Origin of the sequence: Ferdinandcohnia sp. FSL W7-1320, assembly GCF_038050315.1 — a bacterium.
Lineage (GTDB): Bacteria > Bacillota > Bacilli > Bacillales > Bacillaceae_L > Ferdinandcohnia > Ferdinandcohnia aciditolerans.
The window spans coordinates 2,986,045-3,001,506 of sequence record NZ_JBBPAM010000001.1; the positions used below are offsets into that span (position 1 = coordinate 2,986,045).

The 15,462-nt window shown below is 37.4% G+C and carries 13 protein-coding genes; 12 read left to right on the forward strand and 1 reads right to left on the reverse strand.

The window, feature by feature from the left end; all coding sequences use genetic code 11:
• Positions 1-112: 112 nt before the first annotated feature.
• The 12 genes from NST91_RS14845 (at position 113) to NST91_RS14900 (ending at position 14,038) form a co-directional block, all read left to right on the forward strand.
• Positions 113-787, forward strand: a complete 675-nt coding sequence (locus tag NST91_RS14845) for a YdeI/OmpD-associated family protein (protein WP_341331773.1) — start codon at positions 113-115, stop codon at positions 785-787.
• A 218-nt stretch (positions 788-1,005) separates the two neighbouring features.
• Positions 1,006-2,286 carry an HlyD family efflux transporter periplasmic adaptor subunit gene (locus tag NST91_RS14850; RefSeq protein ID WP_341331774.1) on the forward strand — a complete coding sequence of 427 codons (1,281 nt, stop codon included), beginning with the start codon at positions 1,006-1,008 and terminating at the stop codon, positions 2,284-2,286.
• Complete coding sequence (locus tag NST91_RS14855; RefSeq protein ID WP_121448553.1) at positions 2,270-2,950, forward strand: ATP-binding cassette domain-containing protein; 681 nt, start codon at positions 2,270-2,272, stop codon at positions 2,948-2,950. Before NST91_RS14850 ends, NST91_RS14855 begins: the two co-directional genes overlap by 17 nt.
• Positions 2,947-4,158, forward strand: a complete 1,212-nt coding sequence (locus tag NST91_RS14860) for an ABC transporter permease (RefSeq protein ID WP_121448552.1) — start codon at positions 2,947-2,949, stop codon at positions 4,156-4,158. Before NST91_RS14855 ends, NST91_RS14860 begins: the two co-directional genes overlap by 4 nt.
• Before the next feature lie 111 nt (positions 4,159-4,269).
• Entirely contained in the window at positions 4,270-5,085 is an 816-nt protein-coding gene (locus NST91_RS14865) for an alpha/beta hydrolase fold domain-containing protein (protein ID WP_121449451.1), read from the forward strand.
• A gap of 157 nt (positions 5,086-5,242) precedes the next feature.
• Positions 5,243-5,917 carry a serine/threonine protein kinase gene (locus NST91_RS14870; protein WP_341331775.1) on the forward strand — a complete coding sequence of 225 codons (675 nt, stop codon included), beginning with the start codon at positions 5,243-5,245 and terminating at the stop codon, positions 5,915-5,917.
• A gap of 182 nt (positions 5,918-6,099) precedes the next feature.
• Positions 6,100-7,257, forward strand: a complete 1,158-nt coding sequence (locus NST91_RS14875) for a pyridoxal-phosphate-dependent aminotransferase family protein (RefSeq protein ID WP_341331776.1) — start codon at positions 6,100-6,102, stop codon at positions 7,255-7,257.
• A gap of 222 nt (positions 7,258-7,479) precedes the next feature.
• Positions 7,480-8,769: an SPFH domain-containing protein gene (locus NST91_RS14880; RefSeq protein WP_341331777.1), complete on the forward strand. Its 1,290-nt coding sequence runs from the start codon at positions 7,480-7,482 to the stop codon at positions 8,767-8,769.
• A gap of 45 nt (positions 8,770-8,814) precedes the next feature.
• A complete protein-coding gene (locus NST91_RS14885; RefSeq protein WP_341331778.1) occupies positions 8,815-9,894 on the forward strand; it encodes a TFIIB-type zinc ribbon-containing protein in 1,080 nt (359 codons plus the stop codon).
• The gene (locus tag NST91_RS14890; RefSeq protein ID WP_341331779.1) at positions 9,888-10,709 is read left to right on the forward strand and encodes a TPM domain-containing protein; all 822 of its coding nucleotides are present in this window, start codon (positions 9,888-9,890) and stop codon (positions 10,707-10,709) included. The genes NST91_RS14885 and NST91_RS14890 overlap by 7 nt, the downstream gene beginning before the upstream one ends.
• Positions 10,710-11,014: 305 nt before the next feature.
• The gene (locus tag NST91_RS14895) at positions 11,015-12,550 is read left to right on the forward strand and encodes a carboxypeptidase M32 (RefSeq protein WP_341331780.1); all 1,536 of its coding nucleotides are present in this window, start codon (positions 11,015-11,017) and stop codon (positions 12,548-12,550) included.
• A gap of 189 nt (positions 12,551-12,739) precedes the next feature.
• Complete coding sequence (locus tag NST91_RS14900) at positions 12,740-14,038, forward strand: Na+/H+ antiporter NhaC family protein (protein WP_341331781.1); 1,299 nt, start codon at positions 12,740-12,742, stop codon at positions 14,036-14,038.
• Between the two features lie 44 nt (positions 14,039-14,082).
• Here the strand turns inward: NST91_RS14900 and NST91_RS14905 are convergent, their stop codons facing one another.
• Positions 14,083-15,306: a multidrug effflux MFS transporter gene (locus tag NST91_RS14905; protein ID WP_341331782.1), complete on the reverse strand. Its 1,224-nt coding sequence runs from the start codon at positions 15,304-15,306 to the stop codon at positions 14,083-14,085.
• Between the last annotated feature and the right edge of the window lie 156 nt (positions 15,307-15,462).

The window sequence follows — 15,462 nt, forward strand, 5'->3', positions numbered from 1 at the left end:
TCTTTAGACAAAAAGTAGCTTTTTTGTAGCTACTTTTTTCTTTTACATACGGTTGCTTTCGCCAAATTTTACCTATAAACTAAATTAACAACTATACGAACAGGTGATTGCTATGGCTAAAACAATTGTAGAAAAATTAAACCTAACTAAATACAACAAGAAACTCCTATTAGATGTACCAGAGGGTCAAAACTACTTTGAAGGATTAACAGATTATGAAACAACTCTATCTAAGGAACATTCCTATGATCTAATTTTTGCATTTGTAATGGATTTAGAAACATTAAAGGAAATAGTTACTAAAATTATCGATCATAATCTATTAAATAAAAAAGGTTACTTTTTTGCTGCTTATCCTAACAAGGGGAATAAAGTATATGATACCTTTATTCATCGTGATGATCTGTTAAGCGGGCTTGATGCAGACGAATATGGCTACATCGGTAAAAGTGACATTAAATTTTCACGTATGGTCGGATTAGATGATGTCTTTACCGTTGTTGGTTTAAAAGAAGCAGGAAAAACTAAAAACGTAAAATCAACAAAGGCAAGCCAATGTGTTGATGATTATATTGATTTCATTCCTGCTATTGAAGAAGACCTCAAAGACACACCAGACATCCTTCGCTTTTACCAGGCATTAACTCCAGGTTATCGGAAGGATTGGGCTCGGTTTATTTATAGTGCAAAACAAGAAGCAACCAAGAAAAAACGACGTAGAGAAATGAAAATGATCCTTTCAGAAGGATATAAAACACGTGATTTATATCGCGCAAATAAAAAATAATCCAAAAGATCAACCAGACTTACTCTGGTTGATTTTTTTGTAAAAATTTAAAAATATTTGTAAAAAATTGAAACCTTTTAGCAATCTTCGCCGTCTTAATGGTTAGGGTAAAATTTGATTATTTTTAAAATCGCAATCTAATAGATTAAACAAGGATACAGTGATAGAGATATTCAATATTTACCTATCTAATGAGAATGAAAACTATAGGGGGAAGTATGTTGAAGAAAAAGAAGGTTTTAATTTGGATTTTGTCGATTATCGGAATCCTGGTAATCGCGGGTGGAGTAGCTGCCTTTTTCATAAAAGAAAAGAGTGTGGCATCAGTTGGAGAACAAATTGAGGAAGTAAATGTAACGGTACAAAAAGCGAAAGAACAAGAATTAATAGAAACGATTCTTGTAACAGGCGAAATCGTTCCTGAAGGGGAGCAAAAAGTATTCTTAAATCCAGAGCATGGAGAGATTAGCGAATATAAGGTAGAAGAAAACAAAACTGTAAAAGCTGGAGACCCGCTATTTGTCTACGATTCTTCTAAGCTAGATACGGAATTAGCTAGAGCAACTAGAGAAAGAGACTTAATTCAGGTAAGAGCTAAAACAGAACAAAATCAAATTGCGGCCCTAAATAAACGGATTGAAGTAGCAAAAAAAGAAATAGCCGCACAAAAAAACAAACTAAAAACAAAAGCTGCTGAGACACCTGAAAAGACTGAAGAAGGTACAGAACCACAACAAATAATAGAGGAACCACCAGTTGAAGACGTCAACCAACTTACAAGTGAAAAGGTTCAAATGGAGCTACAATATGAAAATACAAAATCAGAAATTACAGCAGCAAATGAACGAATCGCGGAAATTACAAATCAGAAAAAAGAAATGACAGTTGTTAGTAAAATTGATGGAATCATTGTAAAAGTGAATAAAAATATTGCATCAACCGAGACGGGTGCAACAGAGCCGGTCATACATATCATTTCGAATAAACCATATAAAGTAATAGGAACAATGAGCGAATTTGATGCAGTCAAAATTCAACAGGGACAAGAAGTAATTGTCCGTCCTAAGGTATTCAAGGATCGAGAATGGAAGGGTGTTGTCGAATCCGTTTCTCATTTTCCAAATGATGACGGAGGAGCTGGCGGAGAATTTTCGGGAATGGGTGGTGGCAATGTTACCATGTATCCTTTCAAAGTGGGAATTACAGACGACACAACTGACCTTCGTCATGGGTTCCACGTTTCATTAGAGGTTCGAATTCCTGGAACTGAGATTCTTCCTGTAATTTCGCATACAGCTATTTTGGATGAAGGTGGAGTAGCAGTTGTGTATGTATTAGTAGATGGTATCTTACAAAGACGTGAAGTTCAAACGGGGTCAATGAATGATGAATTTATCCAAGTCACTGAAGGTGTTAATAAGGATGATCTCGTGGTTTTAACACCATATGAGGGAATGTACGATGGAATGGAAGTGACCTCCTTTGATGAAGTTGAGTAAGATTACAAAGGTATATGGAAACGGGGCTCTTGAAGTACCAGTTTTACACGGGATAGATTTAACCATTGAGGACGGGGAATTTATTGCCATCATGGGACCATCTGGTTCAGGAAAATCTACCTTAATGAATATTATTGGTTTCCTGGATTCGCCAACTTCGGGCACGTTTGAATTGAACGATGAAAAAATAGGTCTTGTAAAGGATCGAAAGTTAGCAAAATTGCGTAATGAGCATATCGGTTTTGTTTTTCAACAATTTTTTCTGTTACCACGTCACAACGCACTAAAAAATGTTGAATCTCCACTTATTTATGCAGGAGTTCCGAAGCGGGAACGGATGGACAGAGCCAAACAAATGTTGGAGAAGGTCGGACTTGGAGATCGAATCAAACACTTGCCAAATCAACTCTCTGGTGGTCAAAAACAAAGGGTTGCAATTGCGAGAGCGCTTGTAAATAACCCTTCAATCGTGTTAGCAGATGAGCCAACTGGGGCTCTTGATTCTAAAACGAGTGAGCAAATAATGGAGCTAATGGTTCAACTAAATAATGAAGGTAGAACTGTTATCATTGTTACGCATGAGGATGAAGTTGCTGCATACGCAAATAGGGTTATCACTTTAAAGGATGGGTTGATAACGGATGACCAAAGGAGAAGGCTATGAGTCTATTAGAAAGCTTTAAAGTAGCATTATCCTCAATCTGGAATCATAAGATTAGGTCCATTTTGACGATGCTGGGAATCATCATTGGTGTTGCGGCTGTAATCATTATTGTTGCAATCGGCCAAGGGGCCAAAACGAAAATGACAGAGGAATTATTTAGTATCGAAAAAAATGCAGTCGATATTTGGTATCAGCCAATGCCAAAAGAAGGAGAAGAAGATTCAGAAATGTTCTGGATGGAACCTGAATTAACTTCTGATGACGTCGAAACCCTTTCTGAAGTTCCAGGTGTAAAAGCAGTTATCGCTACAAACCAAGGCTGGGGGCCGTTGATTTATAATGACCAACAGGGAGAAATGGAAATTACCGGAGTAGGACCTGAGTTCTTTACAGCACGAAACATCCAAATTGTTGAGGGACGACCAATCAATGCGAGAGATAACGATGGACGAAATCGTGTAGTGATGATCGACACTGTCGCAAGGGGAAAATTCTTTAAAGATAAAGAAAATATTATCGGTGAAATCGTCGATTTGAATGGTAATCCCTATAAGTTAATCGGGGTATACGAGTCGCCAATCCCTGAGCAGTATCGGTATAATGAGTCAGGGGAAATGCTCATGCCACGAGGAGTCATTTCAATGATGTTTGGCAATCGAGAAATTGAACGTTTAGCTATAATTGCAGACAATCCAGAACGAATATCAGAAATCGGGCGTTCTGCAGCTGATACCCTAACGATGGCTAAAAAACTCGAGGATGGGATGTATACAGTAAACGATTTTTCTGAATATGAACAAGAAGTTGATACTGTTATAACAATCATGACATTAGTCATTGGTAGTATTGCAGGAATTTCATTATTAGTGGGTGGCATCGGTGTTATGAACATCATGCTCGTTTCCGTAACTGAAAGAACGAGGGAAATTGGTTTACGAAAAGCCCTTGGAGCTACTCGAGGAAGAATTTTACTGCAATTTTTAATTGAATCAGCAACATTAACCTCACTAGGGGGCATGATTGGAATCGGGCTTGCAACATTAGGGACGATTGTTGTATCTCAATTTGCACCAATCACTGCTACGGTAAGTCCAATGATTGTCATAATCGGCGTAGGCTTCTCTGCTTTCATTGGTATCATCTTTGGTATCTTACCAGCAAACAAAGCCTCAAAACTTAGTCCAATCGATGCATTACGTTACGAATAAGAGGGATAAAAAAGGAGGTGCTAACCTCCTTTTTTGTTTTGCCTGAAGGAAGTCATACATATATGTCGAAAATTTATATAGGTGAAGATTATTAAAAAAGGGTGAGAAAGCATGATTCACGAAAAACATGAACTAAAACACAAGAATGAAAAAGCTGAATTATTCACGTATCTTCTTGATAATTCGGTAAGTATTGATCCAGACCGTAAACGACCAATGATTGTCATTTGCCCTGGCGGTGGCTATGTCCATACGTCTGACCGTGAGGCAGAACCAGTTGCTATACAAATGCTAAGTAAAGGTTATCACGCGAGTGTCCTTAGATATAGTGTGGAACCATCTGTATTCCCGACAGCCCTTTGCCAATTGGCAAATGCAGTCGGTTTGATTCGTGACAATGCAGATAGCTGGAATGTTGACCCCAACAAGATTATTGTCATGGGCTTTTCAGCAGGTGGCCATCTAACTGCAAGCTTAGGAGTGTTCTGGGATAAGGAGTTTTTAACAGAACAATTATCCTATTCGAAGGATCAAATTAAACCAAATGGATTAGTCCTAAGTTACCCTGTCATTTCTTCTGGTCCTTATGCTCACGAAGGAAGCTTTAGGGCATTATTAGGAGAAAAGTTTGAGGACCAAGAGCAACGAGAATTTTTATCCTTGGAAAACCAAGTAACGCATGAAACCCCTCCCACATTTTTATGGCATACTGTATCTGATGCATCTGTTCCTGTTGAGAATAGCATGCTATTTGCACAAAGTTTATTAAAACAGAAAGTCCCGCTCGAAATGCACATTTATCCAGAAGGAGTTCATGGACTATCACTTGGAACAGAAGAAACACAGTCAAAAGGAAGAGACAATCACATTCAGCCAGAAATAGAGAATTGGATTGAAATGGCTGCAAGATGGGTGAAGGGATTATAAAAAATTAATATGCGCAAAAGAGGGTCGTTAATGGCCCTCTTTTTAATTTGCGACGAATAAGACCAATACCTTGCTATCTCTTTAATTAAATGCGTAAAATGAACAAATACTCATATACATAAATATGATTTATTCAGCTAACGATTGGAGAGATTATGTGGAGCATAATTGGGAAATTGCGTTTGATTCACTATCTAAAATAACTGTTTTATCAAACCCAAATAACGAACCAGTCACCATTATTGGTGATGCTGATGATTTAAACTGTATCGGTGTCGGTACGGATGCAGCCGTTTTTCAATCTATTGATGCCCCAGAATATGCATTTAAGAAATACGCGAAGAACAAAGTTGCCAAGGTTAAGGCTGAGGTAAATGTCTATCAGATCCTAGGGGAGTCCCGATTCTTTTCTAAGTGTTTTGCTTCTGAAGACCATTACCTTGTTTTAAGCTATGAAGAAGGGATAACTCTATATGATTGTATCCTTCAAGGAATCCATATCCCCAAACAAGTTGTAGAGGATGTGGAGGATGCAAGAGATTATGTTCGGAACAAGGGGCTAAACCCTCGTGACATCCATCTAAAAAATATTTTATTGCAAAATGGAAGAGCAAAAATAATTGATGTTTCCGAATACATTCAGCCGGGTAATGACTTTAGATGGGAACACCTAAAAAAAGGATATGAAGAGTATTATCATATGATTGACGGAAAAGCGGTTCCGTTTTGGGTCGTGGATACAGTTCGTAAGTGGTATAACCAACAAAACACATATTTCCCGTCAATAGATGACTTTATGAAAATCGTTCAGAAGCTTTTATATAGGAAGTAGAAAGAAGTTGTCAATTTTCACAAAAATACAACTATGCTGTGAATTGTTGCTTTCGTAAGGTCTAAAAAAGCACCGGAATACGACCGAATGTGTTAGAATAATGTGGAAAGCAATACAGGGTCTGGCTTCATCATTATTATAAAGCGATTATTAGTGTGGAAGTCAAAATGGAGGTAATTAATATGTATCCACTTATACTAAGACATCCTGGTCCTACTCCAATCCCTAAAAAGGTTGAACTGGCAATGGCTCAGGATATGTTTAGTCATCGTACTGAAGAATTTGTAAAGTTATACAAAGATGCCACACAACGTGTGAAACCTGTCTTTGGTACTAAGCAAGATATTTTACTACTTCCCTCGGGTGGAACAGCAGCATTAGAAGCAGCTGTGGTAAATACAGTTTCCCCTGGGGATGAGGTAGTCGTTATCACTGTAGGAGCCTTTGGAGATTATTTCGTTTCGATTTGTGAAAAATATGGCTTAACTGTACATAAATTAGCTAAAAATTGGGGTGAAGCTTGTACAAAGGAAGACCTCAATGAATTTTTGAAACCGTTATCTACTATTAAGGCCGTTTTTGCTACGTATAATGAAACCTCTACAGGAATCTTAAATCCGATTGAGCAATTGGCAGAAGAGGTGCGTAATCATTCTGACGCGCTATTTATAGTCGATGGGGTAAGCTGTATTGGAGGAGCCCCTGCTGAAATGGATCAATGGGGAATTGATATATTAGTAACAGGTTCACAAAAAGCGATGATGCTTCCACCTGGACTAGCACTTGTAGCCGTTAGTGAAAGAGCCTGGGATGTAATTGAGGCCAATAACACCACTGCTTATTATTTAAATCTATTAAGCTATCGGGAGTGGGCAGCAAAAGGAATGACGCCTAATACTCCTTCTATTTCGCTCATAATGGGGCTATCTGCTGTGTGCGATTTAATTGAAGAGGAAGGCGGATTTTCAAAAACGGTTGAACGACACGATGTCATGAAAAACATGGTTCGGGAATCTATGAAAGCCTTATCAATCGAATTATTAACGGGTGACGAGTATGCATCACCTACAATTACGGCAATTCGTGCCCCAGAAGGATTGGATCTTTCAGCCTATTTAGGACACCTTAAGAAGGAATATCACCTAGATTTCGCTGGGGGACTTGGCCATCTCCAAGGCAAGATTTTCAGATTTGGACATATGGGCTATTGCTTCCCTAGTGATGTCCTTCAAGCAGTTTCCCTAATGGAAGCAGGTTTACAGGATTTTTCTTATAACTTCAAGCCCGGTGCTGGAGTAAATGCGGCACAAAATGTATTCTTGGCCTCATTAAAAAAGTAAATGATTGTATTGCCAGACCCTATTGATGTAATTACTTAGTATAGGAAATGATAACAACTGAGTGGTTTTTCCACTCAGTTGTTTCTTTGTAGGAAATTTCTTAATTTAACTGAATATGAAACTTATTGCCTAATAAATCGTAGTACATTAATACAGAGAAATTTGCAAAAATGAAATTTCACATTCGTTTGTAATGTTTAGTTTTTTGCAGGAGGGGTTTAAATGGGAATTATTAAAGCAGCAGTTAGTGCAGTTAAAGGAAACTTAGCAGATCAATGGCTAGAGGTAATTGAACCACAGGAGATGAGTGATACAACCGTTATGTCCGTTGGTGTAAAAGTACGAGCTAAAGATCGTCGAAATCAAAACTTTAAGGGAACAGATTCCACGATTTCAAATGGTTCAATCATCCATGTGTATCCAAATCAATTTATGCTTTTAGTTGACGGAGGAAAAATTGTGGATTATACAGCAGAAGAGGGCTATTACCAAGTTGTAAACTCTTCACAACCATCCTTATTCAACGGTCAATTTGAAGAAGCTTTATACGAAACCTTCAATCGTTTTAAATTCGGTGGTGTTCCATCAACGTCTCAAAAAGTGTATTTTATTAATCTTCAAGAGATAAAAGGGATTAAATTTGGTACACGAAACCCGATAAACTACTTTGACAATTTTTATAATGCGGAATTATTTTTACGTACTCACGGGAGCTATTCTATAAAAATTGTTGACCCGCTCAAGTTTTTCATGGAAGCCATTCCTCGAAATAAATCAAATGTTGATATCAATGACATTAATGGACAATACTTATCTGAATATATGAATGCTTTGCAAACGGCAATCAATAAAATGTCCGCAGATGGGATCCGAATTTCTCATGTCACTTCAAAGGGAATGGAACTTGCAAAGTATATGGCAGAAGTTCTTGATGAAGACTGGACGCGGATGCGCGGAATGCAGGTTGAATCCGTAGGAATCAACAGTATTACGTATGATGATGAATCACAAAAACTGATAAACATGAGAAACCAAGGTGCTATGCTTCAAGACCCTTCAGTTCGTGAAGGATATGTCCAAGGTGCCATTGCAAGAGGGCTGGAGGCCGCCGGTTCCAATGATGCTGGATCGATGCAAGGATTTTTAGGCATGGGAATGGGGATGCAAGGTAGCAGTGGTTTTATGGGAGCTGCTTCTGAATCAAATCGTCAGCATATGCAACAGCAAGCAAAAAAACAGCAAAATCAACAGGTGGAAAATCCTAATCAATGGAAATGTTCTTGCGGTCAAACAAATACAGGTAATTTTTGCTCAGAATGTGGATCTCCCAAACCACAAGCTAATAAAGAAACGTGGGAATGTCAATGTGGCCAAGAAAATAAAGGGAAGTTCTGTTCAAACTGTGGCAGTAAAAAGCCTGAAGAACTAACATGTCAAACATGCGGGTTTAAACCTGCAAATCAAAATGCAAAATTCTGTCCTGAGTGTGGATCTCGTTTTGAACATAAATGATGTGCTGAATCGGGAATATTTCAGAAGAAAAAGAGGTGATAAGGGTTGGGGGTTGTAGTCTATAAATGTATTAACTGCGGGGGACCATTAGCATTCAAAGCGGAAACCCAGAATTGGACCTGTGATTATTGTTTGAGTGAATTTACAGAAGAAGACGTGAAGAATTTTATCAATAATGAAAAAGCAGAGGAAGAAGCAAAAGCAAGTAAAGAATCCCTACAACATTCAAAGGTATTAGATCAGGAATTTGATGAAAAAGCTACAGGCTATACGTGCAGCAGTTGCGGAGCAGAAATTGTAACCGATGATACCACTGCCGCAACTTTTTGTTATTATTGCCACAATCCAACGATTATCCCACGGCAATTAGAGGGAGAATATCGCCCTGAGATGGTTATTCCTTTTAAAATTAACCGTAAAAAAGCGGAAGAATTATTTATAAATTGGTGTAAGGGGAAGCCACTACTCCCCAAGTTCTTCACTTCAAATTCAGAGCTCGAAAAACTTTCAGGAATCTATGTTCCATTTTGGTTATTTGATAGTAATACTTCTGGAAAAATTGAGGGTGAAGCTAGAAGAGTTAGAACCTATACAAGAGGGGATACCAGGTATACTGAAACAAAATATTATAAGGTGATGCGGGAAGGAAAAGCAATATTCCGTGATGTACCAGCAGATGGATCTAAGAAAATGGATGATAAGCTCATGACCATCTTAGAGCCTTATGACTATAACGATTTAACCGATTTTTCAATGTCCTATTTGTCAGGCTTTTTTGCCGAAAAGTATGATATGAACCAAAATGAGGTGTACGGAAGAATTTCAAACGTTCTTCGTAATAATATCGGAACGTTACTTCAAGGTACGATTCATGGATATAGTACGGTTTCGATCCATAATGCAAACGTAAAACTCTCCAATGTTAAAGCAAAATATGTTTTATTACCCGTTTGGATGTTTACTTACCAATATAAGGGGAAGACCTATATATTTGCAATGAATGGCCAAACTGGAAAAATTGCGGGGGACTTGCCAATTAGCATTGGAAGAGCTAGTAAATGGTTTGGTATGATTTCAGCCAGTGTCTTTGCAGCCCTGTCGTTAGGAGGGTTATTTATATGGTAATGAAAAAAGTTCTCTTTATTCCATTATTCCTCCTCACGTTAATAGCTTTCGCGAGTGTTACGCTTGCTGACAACGAGCGTGTTTTTGATCAGGCAGGTTTATTCTCAGATACAGAAAAGGTAGAATTGCAGGAGCAAGCCATACAATTAACTGAACAATTTCAAATGGATATCCGTATCGTCACAACGGATGATAGTGGAGGAAAATCAGCAAGAGATTATGCAAGCGATTTTTATGATAGCCATGGATTCGGTTATGAAGGAACTGCGGATGGAATATTATATCTAATTGACATGGATAACCGGGAAGTGTATATCTTTACACGTGATCGAATTGTTGATTATTTTCCAGACGTAACCGTGGAGGAAATTCTTGACCATGTCTATCCTTATTTAACAGAAGAAGCATATGGTGAAAGTGCGAAAGCATTCTTGTCAGACGTTGAGACTACGATGAATGAAGGAATTCCTGAAGGACCATCTTCTTCTGGCGGATATGCACAATCGGATAATTCGACATCCTATTCATCAAGTACCTCCCAAGGAGAATTAGTTAAAGAACTCTTAATCTATTTTGCTATTGCAATTGGGGTTGGCGTTATTTCAGTTGGGATAATGGCGATGTACAACAGGGGGCGCTCGACGACAACAGCCCACACGTATTTAGAATCTAATTCATTTACTGTAACCAATAAAATGGACCGACATTACAATACACGAGTAACTCAACAAAAGATTCAAAGAAATTCAAATAGTGGTGGAGGATCATCTTTTTCCGGCGGCGGCAGATCTGGCGGTGGGGGAAGAGGGTTTTAAGTAAGCATGAGGAAATCATACGCCTCATGCTTTTTTCTATTCTAATAGTAAATCTCTAATTTATCAGGATAATGGTGCCGAAACTTAAAAACTATCACAATATAACACATTAATATTTTATTTCCCGAAGTTTTGTCGAAATGCGAAAACAGGTTGTTCTCAATAGTGAACAATCAAAAGAGAGATAGATTTTGTAAAAATTGTTATTTTTTATTATTAATTTTCGGAATTTTTATTTATAATAGGTTATAGACTGAACAGTCAATTTTATTTCTTCGGGGTGAAACTCGAAATGGGGGTATAGTATGTCTAACCAACAAGTAATAAATGCTGAACTTCAAGAAAAGGTCAATCAATTTAAAAAATTAGATGAAAAAATTACTCATCTAAATAGTGTACTTGCTCTAGCAGATTGGGATCAAAAAGTAATGGCACCTAAGAAAGGACGATCTCTTTTTGCCAATTCCATCGGAACGTTATCAACGGAGATATTTAAGCTATCTATCTCGCAAGAAATGGGTGAGCTATTAGAGGTATTAACAGAAGATAAATTCTATGAGCAACTTGATGACGTGACAAAAGCAATTGTACGTGAAAGAAATAACTTCTATAAACAGTCAAAAAGCATTCCATCTGAACTGTACAATGAATATATCGTCTTAACTTCAAATGCAAATAATGCATGGGAGGAAGCTAGAGAAACGAATAATTTTGAAGTTTATCTTCCCTATCTTGAACGAATTGTGGAAATTAAAAAGGAATTTACGAAGTATTATGGGTATGAGGGGCATCCATATAATGCATTATTAAATGAATTTGAGCCTGGATTAACAGTTGAAGTTTTGGATCCACTTTTTGCAGATTTACGAAAAAACAGCATTGATTTATTAAATCGAATCAATCTATCAACTTCTAAGCCAAGTGGCGAGGTTTTTGAAAAGCTTTACAACCCTGAGATTCAAAAAGAGTTTAATAAATTCTTACTTCCGCGAATTGGATTTGATATGGATGCTGGACGACTAGATGAAACCGTACATCCATTTGCTCAATCGATTAATACAGGGGATGTCAGAATTACAACTCGCTATCTTGAGGATAATGTTCGTTCGGCAATCTTTGGCACAATCCATGAAGCAGGACATGGTATTTATGAGCAAAACATAAATTCTGAATTAGAAGGAACATCAATCTGCAACGGAACATCCTTTGGTATTCATGAATCACAATCAAGATTTTTAGAAAATATGGTAGGACGTAGTGAAGAATTTTGGAAGTTCTTCTATCAAGATCTCCAAAATCATTTCCCTGACCAATTAGGAAATCTGGATGTGAAAGATTTCTATCGGGCAATTAATATCGTTGAGCCTTCGTATATTCGAGTTGAAGCGGACGAATTAACGTATAATTTACATATCATGCTTCGTTATGAAATAGAAAAAGGACTCATTAGTGGGGAAATTGCTGTAAAAGACCTACCGAATGTATGGAATGAGAAGATGAACGAATATTTAGGGATTGTACCTCCAACTGATACTTTAGGGGTACTTCAAGATGTTCATTGGTCATTTGGCGGCTTAGGATACTTCCCATCATACTCTCTTGGAAACTTATATGCAGCCCAAATTTTGAATACCATTAAGAAGGAGCTCCCTGACTTTTACGGGCATATTGAAAGAGGAGAGTTTACCGTTATTCAAAATTGGCTGAAAGAAAAAATACACAAATACGGGGCTATTTATACACCTGATGAATTAATTAAGAAAGTCACTGGCGAAAGCTTAAATGCTACTTATCTAGTGAACTACTTAGAAGAGAAATATTCTAAGGTTTACCAGTTATAAGCAAAATGCAATTAAAAATCATACACAAAAATGGAAGATAACTAACCTCGTCTCTATTTTGAGACGGGGTTAGTTTTAGTTTTATCGGAAATGAATGAATGGTATAATGCATTTTGGACAGTACAAGTAAGTAAGCATTAGGAGTGAAAAAAACTGAACAACGATAGATTTACAATACGTCAGATATGTATGCTCATCACGATTACACTTGCAGGAGTTTTATGGTCTGTAAGCTTTGATATCCCATTATTTATTGGATTTTTACCTGGATTTGTATTTCTCATTTCATTAATAATAGGGAAAGGAAAATCTCTTCGTGAAATTTGGAAGATTTGTAGAAAGGGAATAAACAAAACACAGACTGTCATTCTTATTTTATTTCTAGTTAGTTTTATCCTTCCTTCTTGGTATGAAGCAGGTACTATTCAAGTATTAGTTTCTGTTGCCTTGCAAATTATTACACCTGATCATTTCTTTTTGCTCTCCTTTATCATTGCGATGCTTTTTTCAATGACGCTAGGTACTTCTATAGGAACACTAAGTGCCGTTGGGATTCCAATCATGAGCAGTGCTATTTCAATCCATTTGTCACCTCAAATAGTAGCTGGTGCTTTGATATCTGGAGCATTTGTCGGGGACCGAACTTCACCTTTTTCAAGCGCTTTTCAGTTATTATCACACACGGTTGAGATTCCTAATAAGAAGCAATTTAGAGCGTTGGCACTAACTACTATTCCAGCCATTCTAATTAGTATAGTCTTTTTTAGTTATTTAGATTCTCAATATAACTTGAAGCAAGGTGAAATAGCAGCATTTAGCTGGGAAGATTTATACTTTTTGAAGTTATTGCCACCACTTGTATTAATTGTAGTGGTATTATTTCGAAAAGGTATTGTCTATGCTTTTCTATCAAGTATAATCTGTGCTAGTATCATTTCTCTCATCGACGGAACTGCCATTTACCAACTTTTTCATGCCCTATTCTTTGGTATAGAGGGAATGGGCGGGGGCCTCATCAATATGTATACACTTCTTATCTTTTTAGCATTAGCTGGAGCATATAATGGGCTTTTAGAAGAATATCGTGTTATCCAACCATTAGTCGATGGATGGTTCCATAAATCTAAAACCTTAGTTGAAGATTCCGTAAAAACAATCATTGCTACCTTAGGGATCTCTCTAATTGCTGCAAATCAGACATTACCGATTATCCTTACTGGTAGAACGTTACTACCTCACTGGATAAATCGCCGAACGAAAGCTAACCTAGCAAGAGTCATGGCAGATTCGACCATGCTGTTTCCAGGCATGATTCCATGGAGTGTACTAACGATTATGTGTAGTACGGTATTGGGCTTACCGGTTACTGAATATCTTCCTTATGCCATATTTTTGTGGGGTTTACCTTTTATTACGGTAGTGGTTTCGATGTTGAAACAACTTAACCACAACAAGAGAAAGGGAGGACTAATAAAAAGGGCAGCTTAAGTCTCATAGAAAAAAGCAGAGTTTATTAAACTCTGCTTTTTACATTAACCTGAATATTTTTTAGAAGTCTGTAAACGTAATGATGCTCGGCGTACCAGTCCAAAATATGAAAATAGAGCTAGTAAACTCGTTGATAATATAACGACTCCCATAGGAATGGCTGAATATTCTCCCGCGACGCCAACAAGTGGAGAAGTTATTGAACCAAGAACAAATGGTAGTAAACCTAATAGGGCGGAAGCACTTCCGGCAATATGTCCTTGGCTCTCAATAGCTAATGCGAAGGAGGTTGTTGAAATCATACCAATCGAACAAACCAAAAAGAAGATCGGAATCGCAACTGCTAGAAGTGGTGCCTCTAACAAAAGAGCTATTAACAAACAAGTACCTGCTGTAGTGGAAAGAAATAAACCGAATTTCAAAAACGTTCTCTCTGGGATAATATCTGATAAACGTCCAACAGACTGAGTTCCAATTATTAATGCCAGACCATTAACCCCAAATAGCAAACTAAATACTTGAGGTGACACCCCATAAATATTCTGATAAACAAAAGGAATACCAGAAACATAAGCAAAAATTCCAGCAATGATAAAGCCTTGTGTTAGTGCATAACCTAGAAACTCTCGATCTTTAAATAATGAACCAAAATTACTTAATACTCGAGTTAGATTACTCGGCACACGCTTCTCTACAGGTAATGATTCTTCTAGATTAATAGAGATTATAAGAAACAGCACAAAGCCCAAACCTGCTAAAACAATAAAAACTCCGTTCCAGTCAGTAATTGAAAGGACTCCACCACCAACAATTGGGGCAACGATAGGCCCAAGGTTACCAACCAACATCAATAAGGAGAAAAACTTTGTTAATTCCCTGCCGCTATAGATATCACGGACAATGGCTCTTGAAATTACAAGACCACCTGCTGCTGCAAAACCTTGTAGAAAGCGACCTACAATAAATAGATAAATAGATGGGGCAAAAGCACAAATGACGGAAGCAATCAAATACATGATAAGAAAAATTCGTAATGGCTTTCGTCGTCCTTGTACATCACTCATTGGACCAATAATTAATTGTCCCAATCCAAGTCCTAACAAACATGTCGTTAAACTGACTTGGACTAGTGATGCAGTCGTTTCATAATCCTCCACAATCGTAGGAAATGATGGTAGATACATATCGATCGTGAATGGTCCTAAGAGTCCAAGTGACCCTAAAAGTAATGCAAGTTGCAAACGTTTCGTTCCTGTAGGTTTGTTCATGTTGTTCTCGCCTTTCCTCACAGTCATTTGGACAAATAACATGTCCCTACGTACTATGTATTATTTCCTAATAATAACAAGCACCGAATTACACGTCAATATTTGGAACTTTTAAGAATTTAATAGATAAATTGTTAAATATTGTATTGGATTATG

Excerpts from the sequence above, each read along its gene's own strand:
- NST91_RS14875 (WP_341331776.1), top strand. The coding sequence starts at position 6,100 with ATGTATCCACTTATACTAAGACATCCTGGTCCTACTCCAATCCCTAAA.
- NST91_RS14850 (WP_341331774.1), top strand. The coding sequence starts at position 1,006 with ATGTTGAAGAAAAAGAAGGTTTTAATTTGGATTTTGTCGATTATCGGA.
- NST91_RS14905 (WP_341331782.1), bottom strand. The coding sequence starts at position 15,306 with ATGAACAAACCTACAGGAACGAAACGTTTGCAACTTGCATTACTTTTA.
- NST91_RS14880 (WP_341331777.1), top strand. The coding sequence starts at position 7,480 with ATGGGAATTATTAAAGCAGCAGTTAGTGCAGTTAAAGGAAACTTAGCA.
- NST91_RS14845 (WP_341331773.1), top strand. The coding sequence starts at position 113 with ATGGCTAAAACAATTGTAGAAAAATTAAACCTAACTAAATACAACAAG.
- NST91_RS14895 (WP_341331780.1), top strand. The coding sequence starts at position 11,015 with ATGTCTAACCAACAAGTAATAAATGCTGAACTTCAAGAAAAGGTCAAT.
- NST91_RS14860 (WP_121448552.1), top strand. The coding sequence starts at position 2,947 with ATGAGTCTATTAGAAAGCTTTAAAGTAGCATTATCCTCAATCTGGAAT.
- NST91_RS14900 (WP_341331781.1), top strand. The coding sequence starts at position 12,740 with ATGCTCATCACGATTACACTTGCAGGAGTTTTATGGTCTGTAAGCTTT.
- NST91_RS14865 (WP_121449451.1), top strand. The coding sequence starts at position 4,270 with ATGATTCACGAAAAACATGAACTAAAACACAAGAATGAAAAAGCTGAA.
- NST91_RS14890 (WP_341331779.1), top strand. The coding sequence starts at position 9,888 with ATGGTAATGAAAAAAGTTCTCTTTATTCCATTATTCCTCCTCACGTTA.